The 19,713-nt window shown below is 39.7% G+C and carries 16 protein-coding genes and 2 rRNA genes; 16 read left to right on the top strand and 2 right to left on the bottom strand.

Features of this window, described 5'->3' with window-relative positions; all coding sequences use genetic code 11:
* The 9 genes from MOQ65_RS09225 to MOQ65_RS09185 form a co-directional block, all read left to right on the top strand.
* Window positions 1-123 (top strand): 23S ribosomal RNA (locus tag MOQ65_RS09225); the annotation flags it as partial.
* A gap of 182 nt (window positions 124-305) precedes the next feature.
* Window positions 306-422, top strand: a 5S ribosomal RNA gene (rrf, locus tag MOQ65_RS09220).
* 673 nt (window positions 423-1,095) lie between these two features.
* Window positions 1,096-1,956 (top strand): polysaccharide deacetylase family protein, encoded by an 861-nt coding sequence (locus MOQ65_RS09215; protein ID WP_257847357.1) that lies wholly within the window; start codon window positions 1,096-1,098, stop codon window positions 1,954-1,956.
* 8 nt (window positions 1,957-1,964) lie between these two features.
* Window positions 1,965-2,459 (top strand): MogA/MoaB family molybdenum cofactor biosynthesis protein, encoded by a 495-nt coding sequence (locus tag MOQ65_RS09210; RefSeq protein ID WP_105086133.1) that lies wholly within the window; start codon window positions 1,965-1,967, stop codon window positions 2,457-2,459.
* 221 nt (window positions 2,460-2,680) lie between these two features.
* Window positions 2,681-3,133, top strand: coding sequence for an RrF2 family transcriptional regulator (locus tag MOQ65_RS09205; RefSeq protein ID WP_156719683.1), 453 nt, complete (start codon window positions 2,681-2,683; stop codon window positions 3,131-3,133).
* A 63-nt stretch (window positions 3,134-3,196) separates the two neighbouring features.
* Entirely contained in the window at window positions 3,197-4,585 is a 1,389-nt protein-coding gene (locus MOQ65_RS09200) for a cytochrome ubiquinol oxidase subunit I (RefSeq protein ID WP_060924990.1), read from the top strand.
* A complete protein-coding gene (gene cydB / locus MOQ65_RS09195) occupies window positions 4,576-5,595 on the top strand; it encodes a cytochrome d ubiquinol oxidase subunit II (protein WP_257847356.1) in 1,020 nt (339 codons plus the stop codon). The genes MOQ65_RS09200 and cydB overlap by 10 nt, the downstream gene beginning before the upstream one ends.
* A 225-nt stretch (window positions 5,596-5,820) precedes the next feature.
* The gene (gene cydD / locus MOQ65_RS09190) at window positions 5,821-9,408 is read left to right on the top strand and encodes a thiol reductant ABC exporter subunit CydD (RefSeq protein WP_257847355.1); all 3,588 of its coding nucleotides are present in this window, start codon (window positions 5,821-5,823) and stop codon (window positions 9,406-9,408) included.
* A 209-nt stretch (window positions 9,409-9,617) separates the two neighbouring features.
* Window positions 9,618-10,790, top strand: coding sequence for a hypothetical protein (locus MOQ65_RS09185; protein ID WP_257847354.1), 1,173 nt, complete (start codon window positions 9,618-9,620; stop codon window positions 10,788-10,790).
* 109 nt (window positions 10,791-10,899) lie between these two features.
* Here MOQ65_RS09185 and MOQ65_RS09180 read toward each other — a convergent pair whose 3' ends face one another.
* Entirely contained in the window at window positions 10,900-11,484 is a 585-nt protein-coding gene (locus tag MOQ65_RS09180) for a DUF805 domain-containing protein (protein WP_257847353.1), read from the bottom strand.
* A 21-nt stretch (window positions 11,485-11,505) separates the two neighbouring features.
* Window positions 11,506-12,339, bottom strand: coding sequence for a pyridoxamine kinase (locus MOQ65_RS09175; RefSeq protein WP_257847352.1), 834 nt, complete (start codon window positions 12,337-12,339; stop codon window positions 11,506-11,508).
* Between the two features lie 135 nt (window positions 12,340-12,474).
* Between MOQ65_RS09175 and MOQ65_RS09170 the strand changes: the two genes are divergently transcribed.
* Genes MOQ65_RS09170 through MOQ65_RS09140 form a run of 7 tightly spaced genes read left to right on the top strand, consistent with a single transcriptional unit; the run spans window position 12,475 to window position 19,650 of the window.
* The gene (locus MOQ65_RS09170; protein ID WP_105094737.1) at window positions 12,475-13,407 is read left to right on the top strand and encodes an ABC transporter permease; all 933 of its coding nucleotides are present in this window, start codon (window positions 12,475-12,477) and stop codon (window positions 13,405-13,407) included.
* The gene (locus tag MOQ65_RS09165; protein ID WP_024066371.1) at window positions 13,400-14,299 is read left to right on the top strand and encodes an ABC transporter permease; all 900 of its coding nucleotides are present in this window, start codon (window positions 13,400-13,402) and stop codon (window positions 14,297-14,299) included. Before MOQ65_RS09170 ends, MOQ65_RS09165 begins: the two co-directional genes overlap by 8 nt.
* Window positions 14,299-15,279 carry an ABC transporter ATP-binding protein gene (locus MOQ65_RS09160; RefSeq protein ID WP_105090272.1) on the top strand — a complete coding sequence of 327 codons (981 nt, stop codon included), beginning with the start codon at window positions 14,299-14,301 and terminating at the stop codon, window positions 15,277-15,279. The genes MOQ65_RS09165 and MOQ65_RS09160 overlap by 1 nt, the downstream gene beginning before the upstream one ends.
* Window positions 15,279-16,226, top strand: a complete 948-nt coding sequence (locus MOQ65_RS09155) for an ABC transporter ATP-binding protein (RefSeq protein ID WP_213467145.1) — start codon at window positions 15,279-15,281, stop codon at window positions 16,224-16,226. Before MOQ65_RS09160 ends, MOQ65_RS09155 begins: the two co-directional genes overlap by 1 nt.
* 12 nt (window positions 16,227-16,238) lie before the next feature.
* The gene (locus tag MOQ65_RS09150) at window positions 16,239-17,057 is read left to right on the top strand and encodes a serine hydrolase (RefSeq protein ID WP_257847351.1); all 819 of its coding nucleotides are present in this window, start codon (window positions 16,239-16,241) and stop codon (window positions 17,055-17,057) included.
* A complete protein-coding gene (locus MOQ65_RS09145; protein WP_257847350.1) occupies window positions 17,054-18,655 on the top strand; it encodes a peptide ABC transporter substrate-binding protein in 1,602 nt (533 codons plus the stop codon). Before MOQ65_RS09150 ends, MOQ65_RS09145 begins: the two co-directional genes overlap by 4 nt.
* Before the next feature lie 56 nt (window positions 18,656-18,711).
* Window positions 18,712-19,650, top strand: coding sequence for a S66 peptidase family protein (locus MOQ65_RS09140; RefSeq protein ID WP_257847349.1), 939 nt, complete (start codon window positions 18,712-18,714; stop codon window positions 19,648-19,650).
* Window positions 19,651-19,713: the final 63 nt, after the last annotated feature.

Raw genomic sequence — 19,713 nt, 5'->3', positions numbered from 1 at the left:
ATGAGGTTTCTCATAGCATAAGCTAGTAAGATCCCATGTAGACGACATGGTTGATAGGCCAGGTGTGGAAGAGCCGTGAGGTTTGGAGCTGACTGGTACTAATAGATCGAGGGCTTTACTTAAGCAGTGTAGCCAATGTAAAGGAGCATTGCGACGCATACATTGCGCGTAATCGCTTATGTCGCAGCGTAAGATTTTGTGAAACAAAATCCACAGCTGACGACGAAAACAAATTAGTCTAGAATTTCTAGTGCAACAAATATATATAACTTCTATGTGGTTTTCAGAGTACAAACTCTGACAGATTCAGTGGCGATGGCTATGAGGATCCACCTGTTCCCATCTCGAACACAGTAGTTAAGCTCATAAACGCCGAAAGTACTTGGCTGGAGACGGCCTGGGAGGATAGGAAGCCGCTGATTAACGAAAAGAAAAAGGTCTACCTAAAGGTAGGCCTTTTTCTTTTAGCTAGTCTTCGACTAGCTAACCCTACTAGAGTCGTCTCTAGCCAAGGTTGTAGAGGTTGTATCTATGTACGTGTCCATGTAAGACGTCACTGGGAAAAGCAGGGCAGTAGAAGATGGAGGAGTGAAACGACGACAGATTCACTGCATCGCTTTCTTCCGAACGTAAGATTTACCGAACTGCGGAGCAGAGAAGGGAAATCCACAGTGAGGAAGCAAGTAGGGCAACCGAAGAGGACTTAGAACTAAGCGACGCAAATGACCCATATGAGTGCTTCCGAACGTAAGATTTACCGAGCTGCGGAGCAGAGAAGGGAAATCCACAGTGAGGATTGATAGGAAGCCGCGGCTAGTGGTAGTATCCAACTCTATCCATACGGTAACGCGGCACAACGTGCCAATGTTACCGAACCGTAAAGCCGCTGTATAACTTTAAATATATGTAAATAACGATCCCTATACTCTTGATCTCCAAGTTTATAGGGCTTTTTTATGTCTATTTTTGCATATTACTAATAAATATTTTCATTCATAGATTAATATGAATATCTTGTGAGGGATTTTCTTGATAATACTAGGTATGTGTGATATTCTCATTATATGCTTAAGTGGATTGGAGTGATTAGTTTATATGTATAAATATGGCAAGAGCTGTATTAAAAAAATATTATGTTTTCTCGCAATATGTATTGCAATTTTAGCTATCTCTTTTGGTGTTATGTGGGGGCTGTCTACTGATTATAAAATCTATGGTGTACCAGTTCTTAATTACCATCAAGTAAACGATGAAAAGCATTCAGCTTTGACTCTTCATGTTGATCAGTTTAGAGAGCAGATGGAGTATTTACATAATCAGGGATACAACACGATTACATTAGATCAATTATATGATTATTTAGAAAATGGTACTGAATTACCGAATAAGCCAATTGTTATTACCTTTGATGATGGCTATGTTGATAACTATAATAATGCATTGCCTATTTTAAAGGAATACAATATGAAGGCTACCTTGTTTATGATTAGTGATGCTGCTAATACGCCTGGTTTTGTTTCTACAGAACAAATGCATAAAATGGAAGCAGGTGGCTTTGATATTCAAGGTCATACTAATCATCATAAGATCTTAACAAAAATTGACCCTACTGAGTTGCCAGATGCTCTGCTTGGAGGGAAGACTTCATTAGAGGGGATTTTAGGTGAGCCCATTGAATATTTAGCATATCCTGGTGGGTTTAACGATATGCTCGTGCAATATGTAACTAAACAGTCTGGTTACAAAATGGCTTTCACAGTACAACCAGGTACAGTACAGCCAGGCGATAATTTATATGCCTTAAATCGATTGGCTATATTCCAAGGTGACACACCGTACTTATCGTTCTGGTTACGCCTACATTGTGCACCATTCATTCACTATACATGGTCATTACGTGATTTTTTACGCGATAATGGATGGCCTACATTAGCATCTATTATTCCGTTATTCTAGGAGGAACTATGTCTTACGAAGTATTAGCAAGACCTTTACGCGTTGCTATTTTAACAGTTTCTGATACGCGTACCTTTGAAACTGATAAAGGCGGTAATAAAGTACAAGAATTTTTAGAACAAGCAGACCATATTGTGGCAGATCGTAAAATTGTCATTGATGATTACGATGAAATTAGAAATGCAATGATCCCATGGTGTAATGATGAATCTATTGATGTTATCATCTCTACAGGTGGTACGGGAATTGCTAAGCGCGATGTAACTATTGAAGCAGCTAATAGTCTCTATGAGAAACATATCCCTGGTTTCGGGGAAATCTTTAGATATTTGTCCTATACAGAAGATATTGGGACTAAGGCAATGGCTTCTCGTGCAGAAGCTGGGGTGAACAATAATACGTTAATGTTCTCTGTTCCTGGCTCTGTAGGTGCAGTTACTTTGGCGATGAGTAAACTCATCATTCCTGAAATGGCACATCTGGTACGAGAAATTACAAAATAATCTATAAAGACTGCTCATTTATGGGCAGTCTTTTTTGATAATAGAATTCATAATGCTATTTGGGGGATATAAAAATATTCAGATAACACCATTGTTAATGGGCATAAAGTCTATATATGCTAATTCTCAATAAATAAAACAATACCATTGCAGTATTGTTTTATTTCGATTATACTAGATTTAGTAATACGTTTGTCCGAGTGCACGAGAAAGGAGACCTTATGAAGTTAAATCAGGCCACGGATTATGCATTTCGCATGGTCTTACATATGGCGCTCTTACCTTCGGGAACGAAGCTAACGGGTTCTGTATTGGCTGAGCAAGAATTGATTCCAGAACGATTTTTGCTCAAGATTATGCGTAGTCTCATTGCAGCTGGGATTATGAAATCCTTTCGTGGTGTAGATGGTGGGTTTGCCCTCAATCGAGACCCTCAAGAGATTTCATTGCTCGATGTAATTAGAGCGGTAGAAGGGGATGCGTATTTACAACGGTGTTTATATGATGTAGGTTCTTGCTCTAAGTCTTGTATGGGACATTGTGCTATCAATGAAGCGATGGGAACAATTCAGGACCAATTAATCAATCAGTTGGAGCTGGTTAACTTTAAAACTCTTGCCCAACGTGAACAGTTGATTGCGTCTGAAGCGTTGCCATATTCACAAGCGCAATGATTCAAGGTTTTTAGCGAAAGCTCATCAAGTGATGTAGGTATTTTATTCTAAGGAGGAAAACACATGTTTGAAGCTGTAGATTTAGCTCGATTACAATTTGCGCTAACATCTATCTATCACTGGTTGTTTGTGCCGTTCACACTAGGCATGACAGTGACTGTAGCTATCTTGGAGTGGACATATGTGTCTACTGGTAAAGAAGTATACAAAAAAATGGCAAAATTCTGGGGCAAATTGTTCCTAATTAACTTTGCTATGGGTGTGGTAACTGGTATTGTTCAGGAATTCCATTTCGGTATGAACTGGGCAGAATATTCTCGTTTTATGGGTGACATTTTCGGCGCTCCATTGGCCCTTGAAGCATTAATGGCATTTTTCTTGGAATCTACATTCATGGGTGTATGGATCTTCGGTTGGGACCGTTTGAATAAAACTGTTCACGCTCTTGTAGCTACGTTGGTGGCATTAGGTACAAACCTATCCGCATTCTGGATTCTCGTAGCAAACTCCTTCATGCAACATCCTGTAGGTTATGTAATCCGTAATGGCCGTGCAGAAATGGATAATTTCTTAACAATTGTTCAAAATGGTTATGTACCAGGCCAATTCTTCCATATCGTGTTAAATGGTTTATTAACAGCAGGCGTAATTATCATGGCCATCAGTGCTTGGCACTTATTGCGCAACAATGCGACAGACTTCTACCGTCGTTCTGCTAAATGGGGCATGGTTATTGCTCTTGTATTCGGTACTTTAGGCGCTTTGGCAGGTCATCATCAAGGTCAATACATTACAAAAGTACAACCTATGAAAATGGCTGCTATGGAAGCATTGTGGGAAACACAAGATCCTGCTCCATTCTCTTTGGTAGCTAACATTGATACTAAAGCTCAAAAGAATACGGGCGCACTTGAAATCCCTGGTGGTTTGTCCTTCTTAACTCAAAACTCCTTTACTTCTGGTAAAGTAGAGGGTATTAAAGATCTTCAAGCCAAATCCGAGGCTCAATACGGTCCTGGTAACTATATTCCAGATGTTCCAGCAATCTTCTGGACATTCCGTGTCATGGTTGCAGCTGGTTCCATTATGTTGCTTGTTGCATTCGTAGGTCTTATCCTTAATGCAAAAGACAAATTGGTTGGAAATCGCACATTCTTAAAAATTATGTTCTGGACATTGCCATTGCCATTCATTGCTCATTCCACAGGTTGGTTTGTAGCAGAAGCAGGTCGTCAACCATGGCTTGTAAATGGCTTGCAATTAACTGTAGACGGTGCTTCTAAATCCGTTACAGCTCCAGAAATTATGACTACTATCATCGGCTTCACAGTTGTGTATATCGTAGCAGCTATTGCGGCTCTCTACCTTGCTGTAGAACACATCAAAAAAGGTCCAGATGGCAATCCATCTCACGATGTAGTTGAAAAAGAGGAGGCGAGATTATGGAATTAATTTTTAATAACCTTGAAGTGGTATGGTTTATTTTAATTACTGTACTATTCGCTGGCTTCTTCTTATTAGAAGGTTTTGACTATGGTACTGGTATTTTATTACCATTCATCGGTAAAACTGACGTTGAACGTCGTCAAATGATCAATGCCTTGGGTCCTGTTTGGGATGGTAACGAGGTATGGATGATCACTGCTGGTGGTGCATTATTTGCATCCTTCCCTCATGTATATGCTACGTTGTTTAGTGGTTTCTATTTAGCGTTATTCTTAATGCTTGCGGCTCTTATTATCCGTGGCGTATCTTTTGAATTCCGCTCCAAGAGCCCTAACTTGTTATGGCGTAAAACTTTTGACTACTGCATCTTCTTTGGTTCCTTGATTCCTGCATTGTTGTGGGGCGTTACAGTTGGTAACTTGATTCAAGGTACTCCAATTGATGCAAGCATGACATATGTAGGTACATTCTTTGATTTGTTAAGCCCATACACAGTACTTTGTGGCATTGCGTTTATCTTGGTATTCACATACCATGGTGGCTTGTTCACTTCTATCAAAACTGCTGGTGCTGTTTCTGAACGCGCTCGTGCAGCTTCCTTAGTAGTAGGTGTTCCTACAGCTATCGGTGCATTAGCATTGGTAGGTGCAACTTATGTATTTACAGATTTGTTTAACTCTGTATTAGCAATTGTTTGCTTTGTGTTGGCAATCGTGTTCTTCCTCATTTCTTGGGGCGCAACACGTACTCGTAATACAAAATTGGGCTTTGTATTCAGCTCCTTATCCGTTATTTCTGTAACGGCTGCTTACTTTGCTGGTTTGTTCCCTCGCATCATGGTTTCTTCTTTGAATCCTGAGTGGAGCTTAACTATTGCAAATGCAAGTAACTCTACTTACACATTGACATTGATGACTTGTGTAGCCTTTGTATTTGTGCCAATTATCTTGGCTTACCAAATCTGGGTATACTGGACATTCCGTCATCGTGTATCTGAAAAAGACTTACACTATTAATAGAATAGCTTTATAACTCTGGTGAGTTGTAAAATTTAGGTCTCAATGTGAGGCGTGTCGTAGCGGCACGCCTCTTTTTTGTGGTAAGATGGATATGATATTGATAAATTTAGATTCACTTGGGCTAACTTAGATTATATTTAAATAAAATTTAATTTAGACTTAGTTAGGGGGAGTCTAATCGATTTGATTTTATATTTTAATAGTTTTACCGTAGAGGATACTATGATACAGCGTACTGCTTTTAAAGCGCTGCTAGAACATAAAGGTCAGCTATTACTACTAGGATTAACCTGTTTAGTAGAGAGTTTGGCTATTGTTGGGCAAGCTTGGTTCTTTGGAACCTTAATTAATAATTTTATATTTTCAGAGAATACCTTACATGATGAAAGGTATTCTATTATCTATTTAGGAATTGCTATTATTGTAAGATTGCTTGCACATTATATACAAGAATCCGTAGCAAATCGATTAGGTAGTGCAGTAAAAGCAACCTTTAGAGAACGGGCCTTAGAGCATATGTTTAAACTTGGTGTGCAACATAAGGAACGCCATGGCGATGTGATACATATGCTTACTGATGGATTAGAGCAAGTAGATGCTTATGTAGCTCGTTATATTCCTCAAATTTTATATGCTATTATGATTCCTCTTATTATGGGTATTGCTATTGTAGATACATTACCTATTATTGGTATCATTCTAATTATCACCGTACCATTAATTCCATTCTTTATGATCTTAATTGGTAAGCAAGCGGATCGTCTTAATAAAGAACAGTGGGAGCGTATGAGCTTCTTATCTGGTCATTTTCTTGATGTATTGCAAGGTATTACAACATTAAAACTTTTTGGTCGTGCAAAGGATCAAATTAAGGTTATTGGTCGTTTATCTGAGGAGTTTAAAGACTCTACATTACGAGTATTGCGTGTGGCGTTTTTATCTGCTCTAGTTCTTGAGCTCGTAAGTACTATTAGTACAGCATTGATTGCGGTATACCTGGGCTTAACATTATTGGATGGTAAAATCTCATTCTTTTCAGCTTTCTTTATTTTGCTATTAGCGCCAGAGTTCTATACGCCATTTAGACAATTGGGGGCTGCCTTCCATACGGGTATGGCAGGTAAGACCTCGATTTTAAAATACGAAGAGTTTATGAATCGCCAGCCATCGTTGCCTATAGGTGGTCAATCTCAACTTAAAGGTAAGGTACAAGCAATTGAAATTAAGGACTTAACTTTTACCTATGAAGATAGTGAAAATGGTGTACAACATATTTCATTAGAGGCTAAACGTAATTCTCCGATCATGCTTGTTGGTGAAAGTGGAGCAGGGAAATCTACAATTGCCCATATTATTGGGGGATTTTTAACTGCTCCTAAAGGCAGTGTTACTATAGATGGTCTTGATCTATGTGACATCGATATTGAGTGGTGGCGCCAACAAATTACCTATGTATCTCAACATCCACATATTATGAAAGGAACTTTGCGTGACGTATTATCCTTTGGGATGAATGTAAGTGATGAAGAGATTATAGAAGCTTGTAAAGAGGTACAGCTACTAGATGTGATCAATAGACAACAAGATGGACTAGATACTGTTATTGGTGAAGGTGGCTTGGGTCTGAGTGGTGGCGAACGTCAACGGGTTGCCTTAGTACGTGCATTTTTACGAAAGGGCCAAGTGTTAATTCTCGATGAGGTGACGGCACATCTTGATGTAAAAACAGAAGCTATTATAAGTAGTGCTATCAAACGTTTGATGGATAATAAAATCGTCATTATCATTGGTCATCGTCTACAAACGATGCATTGGGCATCTACACTATACGTTTTGAAACATGGACGTATTATTCAACAAGGTTCTTATGCGAAGCTTCTCGCAGTAGATGGTTATTTTAAGGACCTTGTTACCTCTGGTTTAGGTGAATTTTCTTCAACTATTGAAGAACAATTAAAAACAGAAAAGTCATTTAGCTTAGAACATAGAGAAGAAATTGATAATTTAATTCGGGTAGATAATCAAGATGCTTACGTATTGGGGAAAGATACAATACAGACTCCTGAGGTTTCAACTTCTAAGCTGGGCATACAAGGATGGAAATTATTATTTACTGTGCTGAGCCCTGCAAAGTGGTCGTTAGTATTAGCTTTGATTTTTACATTCTTAACGGTATTTATGAATGTGGGCTTATTAACTGTATCTGCATGGTTATTGGCATCAGCTGCATTGCAACCGGGTCTTACTTATTTAAGCCTTGCTATTGTGGGCGTCCGCTTCTTTGGTGTTAGTCGTGCAGTATGTCGTTATTTTGAACGGTATACATCTCATCGTATGGCGTTCCAAGGTCTGTATGGTTTGCGTGTATGGTTTTATGCTCATTTAGAACCATTGGCGCCGGCTATTCTTAAACGTTTTGGTGCAGGGGATATGCTAGGCCGCATTATGGGGGATATAGAGGTACTACAATTTTTCTACTTGCGTACGTTGATTCCGCCTGCAGCAGCCATTGCTTTAACTATTTTAGTTGCTTATGGTGTATCTACGATTGATAATAGTTTGGTTGCGCCTATAGTTTTAGCAGCCTTTATATTAGGTCTAGCTTTGCCTTTAGTTGTATATGCTCATAACAAACAATCGTTGACGGCAATTGGACCTCAACAAGGGGAATATAAATCCCTATTAAGTGATACCATGGATAGCTTGGAGGATGTCATTAGCTACGGCAATGAACAGTTAGTATACGATCGTATTCAACATATGATGAGTGCTGTGGATGCTAATAAAGGTATTATCGAGCGAGGCATGAACTTAGGCAATACGCTGTTCCTAGGTGGAGTCCAAATTACAGTTGTCATTGTAGCCATATTGGCAGCCAATGCGTTGACCGGAGCTTGGGCTAGTGTTATGGTAGCAGTTGCTGCTATTGGTACACAAGCTTGGTTTGAGGCCTTACAACCTATGATTGCTGCCGTTCACCATGGTGCTGAAAGCAAGGTAGCTACGAGTCGTCTCATGGCACTCGCCAATGAGCCAATGCCTGTGGTAGATCCGAAGGAACCAAAACCATTCAATGCTAATCGAGACATTACCTTTACTGATGTATCTTTCGGTTATAATAAAGATCGTTGCATTTATGAACATCTTAGATTAGACATTAAACAAGGGCAATCAGTTGCCATCGTTGGGGCTAGTGGCTCTGGTAAGACTACATTATTTAATATGCTTGAGCGTTTATATGATTATGGTGGTTCCATTCATGTAGGTGACGTAGAATTAAAGGATATTTCTATCGATACATGGCGTAATGCGTTAGGAACTATTACACAAGATACATATATCTTCCATGCGTCCTTTGAAGATAATATTCGACTAGCAAGACCGGATGCCTCAGAAGCTGATTTAGAGTATGCTATTGATCGTGCTTCGTTGCGCTCTGTAGTGGAACGCTTGCCAGATGATATTCATACGATTGTTGGTAGTGGTGGTCATGGTCTAAGTGGTGGCGAACGACAACGGGTTGCTTTAGCTCGACTATTCTTGCGAAAACCTCAAGTTGTTTTGTTAGATGAACCATTAGAAGGTTTAGACCAAGTAACGAGGAAGGCTTTGCATCGTGATTTGATGGAATATGTACAGGATAAAACATGCTTATATATTACACATCAGTTAGAAGGATTAGAGCATATGGACCGTATCTTATTTATGGATAAAGGTCAAATTATAGAAGATGGAACTTACGAAGAATTAATTGCCCTTCGTGGTCACTTCTATGAATATTGTTATCTATCTATGGCAAGTATTCAATAAAAATAAATATCAGTTAAACTATCTATTATAAATATTAAACTATAATAGGGTGAATGTTAAACTGCAGTAATAAAGCTCCTTTTACTATGTAAAAGGGGCTTTATGTATACCTATATTTAATAGTATATGTAGTAGTCTTTTATCGATAAATCATGCAATATATGGTATAATTTGTATATCAAAAGCTGTTTTTTACCCTTGGAGGGGTTATGACTAAGATCTTCACCAAATTACGAGCTTTGGTGGATGAAACATTATCTGATCATGATACAGCGGTGGATAAGATGTCTACCATGGAAAAGGCACCATTAGAACAAGACTTGTTCGACCACCGTTTATTATATATAGAAGAAGACACAGTTAATCGTATGTTGAGGGCTGCTCTTCGCAATCATTGGTTCTTCTACGCTGTAACGTTTGAATTTGAACCAAACAATCAAATATTCCTATCCATTATTACTAAATGGGGGAATGTGATCAATGTGGAATTCACCTTAGAGGATTTATGGTTTGATGATTACTCATCATCTTTTGCAATCCGTCTCGATACAAATAATATAGATACAGGTGGGTTTATTTTAAACTCTATCCTACACTTATTAGGTAACTGGTGCCTCAGTCTCTTTGGTATATTCTTTAATCCTATTGCACTAGGTGAGAAGGGATCTACTATGCGTTTCGAGAAAAAGGGGATTATCCAGTTCGATCTATTACCAAATACACAAGTAAAAAAATTTATACCTTTGCCTGAACGACATATCGGTAGTAATGGCCCTGTTCTATTGGGGAATCCTCGTACTAGCCAATCTGTTTTACAGTTAGATTACTATGCGTTCCACGATCCAGTAGATACATTCACTGTACCAGATGTACCAACCCGTACTAGCTGGCTTCGTTCTATCGACATTGCGGCCGTTCTCTTGTTGCCAATCGGCGTGTGGATTACCTTTATTATCTTGCATCACTACTTGCCTACAGAAACTTTAGAATTCTCATTCTCTACATATTTCTTGATTTCCTTAGGGATTTTTATTATATCCTTCTTGGTTATGAATATTCCGAGATATTTGTACATGTACTTTGATTCTCGTAAACAGTGGCAAAGTGCATTTGTGCATAATAACATCAAGATACAAATGCGTAAGTTACACCGTCGCATCTTCATGCAACAGGCTACACTTACATCTGATTGTGATGAAGATACGGCTAATGAAAGTCAAGAGCGAATTAAACATTTATTATTACAAATTCGTGATAAGCGGTTCCTTGCAAATCGACTTAAAATTGCTGACGATGATAGAATGCGTAAGCAAAAGGTTAAGTTTATTATCGCCTATATTGGTTGTACATTGATTGAGTTAATGTTACTCATGAATTATTAGGCATTGATTATTAAATAGCTGAAATAACTGAATAGTCTATAGTAAAAAGAAAAAACGTATCTCTTTTTAGAGATACGTTTTTTCTTTATGAAGTGGGACATGTTATGAGTTAACGCTTTTTACGACGTTTGCGAACGGTTTTTCTAATTTCTCGTTCTGTTTCTGATTTAGGTTGTTGCATTGACTCATAAGTTGGTCTATTCACAGACATAAATGGAGGATTCCCATATTGATTTGGTTCCGGTTGTCCCGGTAAAACCCAAAAGAGGAAGCCTATGAGCCATACGAAAAGTTCAAGCAAGTAATTGAATGGCGATACAGCAGAATAGGTATTGATGAAAATGATGATTACTGACCATAGAATCCCTGCCCAAGCATTAAAGCCGATATCATGAATACGACGGCCAAATAAGATGCAGGATAATGGGAATAAGGATGCTAATAAAATCCATATAACAACCCTTGTAAACCAATAGGCTGGTAAAGAAACAACAAAGTCCAAGAATACATCATCAATGTAGTGAACGATGTGGAATAAAATCATTAAAACAATGAAGCATATGATAAATTGTAGTCGATTTAACCGTCCCGTTAGATTAAAAATCGATAATCCCATACGTCGACCTTGGAATGCAATGAGCAAACCGACAGTACATATGAGTAGTGTTCGTAATACAACATAGAGTAAATCCATAAGTTCCCCTTTATTTATATCTTATAGTTGAGTTAATTCTGGCAAGACTAGCTCAAAGGCTACACCTTGCTTCATTGATTTTACAGTATCCACTGTGGCTTGAATCGCCTTGGTAGTAAAATTCATTGCTAACTCTGCCGCATCATACGGTGAATATCCCCTCATTACTGCACCGGATAATACAGCAGTAAAGATATCCCCAGTTCCTGTAGCTTTCACAGGGATAAGAGGAATATCATAAGTTTTTAAATAATCAGTTGGTCCATCATAGACCGCGATAACCGCATGTGTTTCAGATGGTACGCTGGTCATGATAACCATGTCAGGGCCCATTTGATGCAATCTCCTGCAACGATCGCGCAATTCATCATCGCTAATAGAATCTGTAGAGAATGGAATATCTAATAAGAAACAAGCTTCCGTGTAATTAGGCTTTACAATGTGAGCTTTGGAAACAAGTTGGCGCATAGCTACTACCATATCAGGTGTATAAATCGAGTAGAGGCGACCATCATCGGCCATAGCAGGATCGACGATAATCATTTGGCCCTTATTGCCGAAGCGATCGATGGCTTCTTCCACGAGATGAATTTGTTCTGGGGATGCTAAAAAACCACTTACAATGGCGTGAAAGTCGATTTCGTTTTTATCCCAGCAGTCCATAAAATCTCTCATATGTGCCGATAAATCTACAAACTCGTAGTGTGGATATTCTAAATGATTACTCAATACAGCTGTTGCCAATGGAACCGCTTGGCAACGCATAGCGCTGATGATTGGAATCATAACGGTTAGGGCACAACGGCCGATGGAGCTCATGTCTTGAATTGTTAAGACTCTAGGTACTTCTGTCATAGACACCTCCAAAATACTATATATTTTATTGTACGTTATGTAGGGCGTTCTGTAAATGTAATGATGTTATTCATGAAATTAACTTCATAATGTAGTATAATAAAACAGATAGACTTTTTATGGAGGATAGTGACAATGACAAGGTATGTATTTCGACGTCTAGGTGGCGCAATCATAATCTTATGGGTCATCATTACCGTAACATTTGCATTAATGCATGCAATTCCGGGGGGACCTTTTACAACTGAGAAGAAATTACCACCTCAGGTGAAAGCAAGTATTGAAGCAAAGTATCATCTTGATGATCCTGTATGGAAACAGTATGGTGATTATTTAGGTGGTGTTATTACCGGTGATTTGGGACCATCATATAAGTATGAAGGCCGTAGTGTAAACGATATTATCAGTGATGCATTCCCAATTTCTGCTCAACTCGGTTTATTATCATTAATGGTGGCTGTAGTAGGTGGCATTGCAGCAGGTGCTATTAGTGCTATGCGCCCTAATGGTATCGTTGATTATGCGGTTACCGTATTATCCACCATTGGCATTTCCGTACCTACATTTATTATTGGTGCTGTTCTGGTATATGTAGTGGGCTTTGAACTGGGCTGGTTCCCAGTGGCCTTATGGCGTGGTCCATCTTATATGGTACTACCCGTATTAACCTTAGCAGCACAACCGATGGCATTCATTGCACGCTTAACGCGCAGTGGGTTGCTTGATGTGTACCAACAAGAATATATCCGTACAGCTCGTGCCAAAGGTTTGGGTTCTTGGACTATTTTGACACGTCATGCATTAGGGAATGCAATTTTGCCAGTTATTACGTACTTGGGACCATTGGCTGCTAGCCTTTTGACAGGCAGCTTTATCGTAGAAACAATCTTTGCTATTCCGGGCCTTGGACAGTATTTCGTAACATCCATTTATAACCGTGACTATACGGTTATCCTGGGCATTACGATTTTCTATAGTGCGCTTGTAGTATTTCTTAATATTTTGGTGGATATGATTTATCCATTAATTGATCCACGTGTTACGACAGAGGAGGGGACAGATGAATAAGGAAGATTTTTTACCTATTGAACGAACTCCTCAAGAAGAAATTACAAGCTTTATAAAACGTCCTAGTAAATGGGCGAGATTTAAGGTGAATCGCTTGGCCGTAGTAGGGGCAACCATCATTTTGGTGATGATTGTATTAGCTATTTTAGGACCCCTAATTTCGCCGTATACCTATGCGGACCAATCCTTGATTGATGCGAACCAAAGCCCAAGCTTTAGTCATTGGTTTGGTACCGATACATTAGGTCGCGACATTTACACTCGCGTTATGTACGGTGCTCGTATTTCCTTAACCATCGGTTTTGTAGCAGCATTTATCAATCTTGTTATCGGCGTTACCTATGGCGGTATTGCAGGTTACCTTGGTGGTAAGGTTGACCGCATCATGATGGGGCTGGTAGATGTATTGTACGGTATTCCACTTTTACTGTATGTAATTTTGTTGATGGTTGTACTTGGCCCTGGCTTAACATCTATTTTCGTAGCATTGGGCATTGCGTACTGGCTGAATATGGCCCGTATCGTACGTAGTCAAATTTTGAAAGTTAAAAACGAAGAATATATCATTGCTGCTGAAGCGATGGGCATTCCAAAATATCGCATTTTATTGCGTCATATTTTGCCAAACTGTGTAGGTCCAATCATTATTACTTTGACATTGGCCATCCCAGAGGCTATTTTTACAGAAGCATTCCTTAGTTTTATCGGCTTAGGTGTAAATGCACCTATGGCGAGCTGGGGTGTACTCGCTTCTGAAGGGATTAGTAGCATGCGCTCTTATCCGTTCCAATTGATTTTCCCTGCTGTTGCCATTAGTGTTACCATGCTTGGTTTCGCATTCCTTGGCGATGGCTTACGTAATGTATTAGACCCTAAGGAAGGAGATAGATAATGAATAACGCAATTGTTGATGTGCGCAATGTGTCCATTACCATCGATACCTTCCAAGGCCCTTTACGGGTTATTCGCAATCAAGATATCTCCTTACAACCAGGTGAGATTTTAGGTATTGTTGGTGAATCTGGCTGTGGTAAATCAGTGCTAGTTAATTCATTAATGGGATTACTACCATATGGTAAAACAAAAATCAAAGCCGATACATTTATGATTGATGGCAATGATTGCCTTGAATTTACTGAAGATGACTGGAATGAACTCCGTGGTACTACTGTTGCTATGGTATTCCAAGATCCTATGACATCTTTGAATCCAATCATGACGATTGGGGAGCAAATGTATGAGGTTATCCATCGTACCAATGCATATGGTGAGGATTATGATGAACGAGCTATCGCCATCGACTTGTTAAAGAAGATGGGCCTTTCAACACCGGAAAGACGATTATCTCAATATCCTCATGAATTGAGTGGTGGTATGCGCCAACGCGTTTGTATCGCCATGGCTGTGGCAGGTCGTCCAAAGGTTTTGATTTGTGATGAACCGACAACAGCTCTAGATATTACAACAGAGGCTCAAATCTTACGCCTTATGCAAACATTAGCTGTAGAGGCTGGTATTGGGATTATTTTTATTTCTCATAATTTACGCGTTATCGCTCAAATTTGCGACCGCGTTATGGTTATGTATGCTGGTAAATGTGTTGAATCTGCTACAGTGGAGGGCATCTTTAATGAACCTCGCCATCCGTATACATTAGGGTTGTTGCTCGCTCTGCCACAAGGTAAATGGCATGGTGAGTTAAAAGCCGTTGAAGGTCAACCGCCAGATTTGTTTGATTTGCCGAGAGGCTGTGCATTTAATCCACGGTGCAAGTGGGCTATGCGTATCTGTGGTAATCGGATTCCTATGGTTACAAATGTTGGTGAGAATCATCAATTTACATGTTGGTTAGCTAAGTTGGAGGGACTTTAATGAGTTACGTATGGGAAACTGACAATCTCGTTAAAGAGTTCACTCTGTCAGGAGGCTTATTTAAGCCAAAACACACGGTACATGCTGTACAAGGCGTGAGCCTATATCAATCACCAGGGGAGACCCTTGGTATCGTAGGTGAGTCTGGATGTGGTAAATCCACATTTGGCTACACTTTGATGGGCTTACATCAAGCTACATCAGGTTCTATTTATATGAACGGTCGTCAGATTGATCCGTATGTGGAACGAAAAGCTGTTCATCCGGTGATGCAAATGGTATTCCAAAACCCTTATGCATCTCTTAATCCACGTCTTACAGTTAATGCGATTCTAGAGGAACCATTGGAGCTAGATCCAAAATATACACCTCGCGATCGTGTTATTCGTGTAAAAGAAGTGCTTGATCAAGTTGGTTTGAACATGTCCTTTGGTGAGCGTTATGCTCATGAATTGTCAGGTGGCCAACGTCAACGTATCGGTATTGCACGGGCTCTCATTATGCAGCCACAGTGTATCATCTGTGATGAACCGATTTCAGCACTAGATGTATCCATTCAAGTACAAATTATGACCTTGCTTGAGAGATTACAAGAACAACATGGTATTTCGTACCTCTTTATTTCTCATGATTTAAATATGGTGCGCTACATCAGTCATCGCATGGTAGTTATGTATTTAGGGGCTGTTATGGAAGAAGGTCCAGCATTGGATTTATATGAATTCCCACAACATCCGTATACTCGTGCTTTGACCGCCTTAAACGGTCCTGTTATACCGCATGCTCCCATTGGAGCACCGCTTAAAGGGGACCCACCAAACCCACTAAATCCACCAAAAGGTTGTTTGTTTAGTGGTCGATGCCCAGAGGCAGAAGGTCGTTGCTTTACTGAACGTCCGCCTCTTCGTGATTGGGCAGATCGCCGCATCGCATGCTGGCACATATAATGGGAGAATAGTATGGAAAAGTTACTTGTTGGCAAGTCCTTAGAACATCAACTCGATACAGTGATAAAAGAATTAGCACCAAAGGGGAATATATCCTATGTAGTACTTCAATTTGACGATGAAGAGGAGCCGACTATTATTGCTTCTAAAGGGGAAGATACGGTACACTCTAGTGCAAGTTTGATTAAGGTACTCATTATGGAGTATGTATTCCATTTAGCTCGTACAGAGCAGTTGGATCTTAATGATACTGTTCCTCTATCTAGAACACCGCGTGTTGAAGGCGGTGGTGCATTACAAGAACTAGTAGCAAAGCATAGCTTTACGTATCTTGAGTTATGTCGTCTTATGATGGTTCTTAGCGATAATATGGCGACAAATTTACTCATTACTGTTCTAGGCATGGAGAATATCAATGCTCGTGCAGAACAGATTGGTGTAGATGAAATAGAACTCAATCGTATGATGATGGACTTTGACGCTCTAGCAGAAGGCCGTGATAACCATTTGACTGCATTGTCATTGGCTCGTCTGTATAAACACATTTTTGAATGTCGTGATAGAGATGCTTATGGCCGAGAAATGTGGAATATTTTAGGTCGCCAACAATTCCGTGATATCTTGCCATTTTATTGGGGTGAAGATACCCGCTTTCACCATAAAACAGGATCCCTTGATCGGGTAGAGCACGATGGGGGCGTATTAGAAACATTTAGAGGTCATTTCTGCTTTATCCTCTTGATGAGCGATATCGATAATGACCGAGGTAAAGAGTTAGGCGCTCAAGTAGGGCGTATCATGAAAGAATTTGTAGAGGAAGCATTGCCATGATGGATAAACGAAATTTGTTAAAACTCATGGTCCTTGCTCTTGGGGTGAGTGTGCTCTTATTTGTATTTGGTTATCCTCGCGGGGAACAACCAATTGATGAGCATACCATTCGATATGTTATTGAGCAGGAACCATCCACATTGGATCCAGCAAAGTCTACTACCTCTCCGGAGGCTACAGTTCAACTTCAATTATTTGACGGTTTAGTTCGTTTAAATGATGAAAGTGAACCAGAGGCAGCACTTGCTAAAAGCTGGGATATTTCTGATGATGGTCGCGAGTATACCTTCCATTTACGACCTGATTTGAAATGGTCTAATGGAGAGCCTTTGACGGCTCATGACTTTGAATACGCGTGGAAACGCGTATTAGACCCTGAAGTCCATGCGGACAATGCATATATGTTATATGTATTAAAAAATGGCGAAGCCTTTAATAATGGTGACGCTACAGCTGATGATGTTGGCGTTAAGGCCACTGATGATGATACATTAGTAGTTACCTTAGAGAATCCAACAGCGTATTTCTTAAAATTACTAGCTTCTCATAGCTATTATCCAGTGAGTCAAAAAACTGTAGAGGCTCATGAAAACTGGGCTGCCAATGCAGATACATTTGTATCTAATGGTCCATACCGCTTACTATCCTGGAAGCATAATGGAGAAATGGATTTCATTAAGAATCCTAACTATTGGGATGCAGATTCTGTAAAAACAGAGAAAATGAATTGGCCTATTAGTGAATCCCAAAGTACACGCCTTACATTGGTTGAAGGTGGCGAAGCAGATATGACGGTTGAGCCTCCTGTAGCGGACCAAAAACGCTTAGAAGAGGCAGGTCTATTACATATTGGACCTATGCTTGGTAACTATTATTACGTATTCAATGTGAAAGCAGAACCGTTCACAGATCCTGAGGTACGTAAAGCTTTCTCCATGGTTATCAACCGTGCTAACATCGTTAACAATATTGTTCGCGGTGGTAAAGAGGCGGCCTATGCCTTTGTTCCTTACGGCATGCTTGAAAGTAATGGACGTGAAGACTTCCGTGAAGCGGGTAGCTATCTCGTTTATGAAGATGTAGAACAAGCTAAAGAAATCTTGAAAAATGCTGGCTATGATAAAAATCATCCATTGCCTCCAATTACGATTTTGTATAATACAAGTGAATTACATAAAGCGATTGCCGAAGCTGTCCAAGATGCTTGGGTCAATGCGTTTGGTGCAGATGTGCGCTTACAAAATCAAGAGACAAAGGTATTTTTAGCCGACCGCGAAGCTGGTAAATATCAAGTTGCTCGTGCTTCTTGGGTTGCGGATTACAGTGATCCACAAAACTTCTTAGAAGTATTCTCTGCTGAAGACAATGATAGTCAGTACCATAGTGATGATTATAACGAGTTAATCGCTCGTATTCGTACGACACCAAATGGGGCTGAACGGGATGCGTTGATGCATAAAGCAGAACAGATGATTTTTGATGAATCTCTAGTAATGCCATTGTATTTCACAACACAACCATATGTAACAAATGGAAGTATTCAAAATTATTTCTGGACTACATTGGGCCTTGTTGACTTTAAAAAAGCATACAAATAAGATACACTTAAGACGTACACTATGTGTACGTCTTTTGTTGTATTTTATGAGGACATATGAACTGGATTGAACCAAAGCGCTTAGCACCGGGCATGACCATAGGTATTATGGCACCTGCCAGTGCAAGCGATGAAGATTTACATAGAATAGAAGAAATTTGTAACCTAAGGGGCTATAAAGTACTCTTTGGTGAAAGTGCACATCGCAAAGGCTTGTATGGCGGTACACCAGAGGAGCAAGCCCGAGAGTTTCAATATATGATGACCACCGCACCTTGTGAGGCTGTACTGGCTTTGCGCGGTGGTTACGGAACAATGCGTTATCTAGATTTATTAGATTATACAGCAATCCGTAAGCATGGAAAGGCTTTTATTGGGTATAGTGATTGTACAGCACTTCACATGGCGATCAATCGATATAGCCGACTCATTACCTATCACGGGCCGATGGGCGTAGATTTTAAGCCTGAACGCAAAGCAGATATTGATGCTTTATTTAATACTTTAGAAGGTAAATTACAAGTCGTAGAACCCTTACCTGAACCGCCTCGTGGTGCTATTGGTACTGAGCTAGGTGAAGGTATTTTGAGGGGCGGCAATATGACGATGTTATCTATGTTGTCGGGAACACCGTATTTTTTAGAGGATGCATCTTGGGAGGATACATTACTATTCATTGAAGATGTAGGAGAGGCACCTTATAAGTTAGATCGTATGTTGCAACAATTTCGCCTCAGTGGTTTATTGAGTCGTATTAAAGGTTTAGTGATTGGTACTTTTACAGATTGTGAAGGCGACGATGATGAGCGTGATTACGATTTAGGCTATGAAGCGTTACGCTACATGGAGGAAAATAGAGACCCTGAATTACCAGAACCTTTTGTATGCTATGTACCAACAGGTCATGGAACGCCGCATCAAACATTACCACTAGGAGCGATGATTAACTTTAGGTATATTTCAAATACCATAATTGTTCATCCCTATACGAAATAGACGCATTCTCCTTAGATAGAATAAATAATAAACAGTATAAATTAGAAATTAAAAAGGGAAGTT

The organism is Veillonella faecalis (assembly GCF_024677885.1).
Taxonomy (GTDB): Bacteria; Bacillota; Negativicutes; order Veillonellales; family Veillonellaceae; genus Veillonella; species Veillonella nakazawae.
Note: the sequence above shows the minus strand (reverse complement) of the source record. Positions and strands in the feature narration are given on the sequence as shown.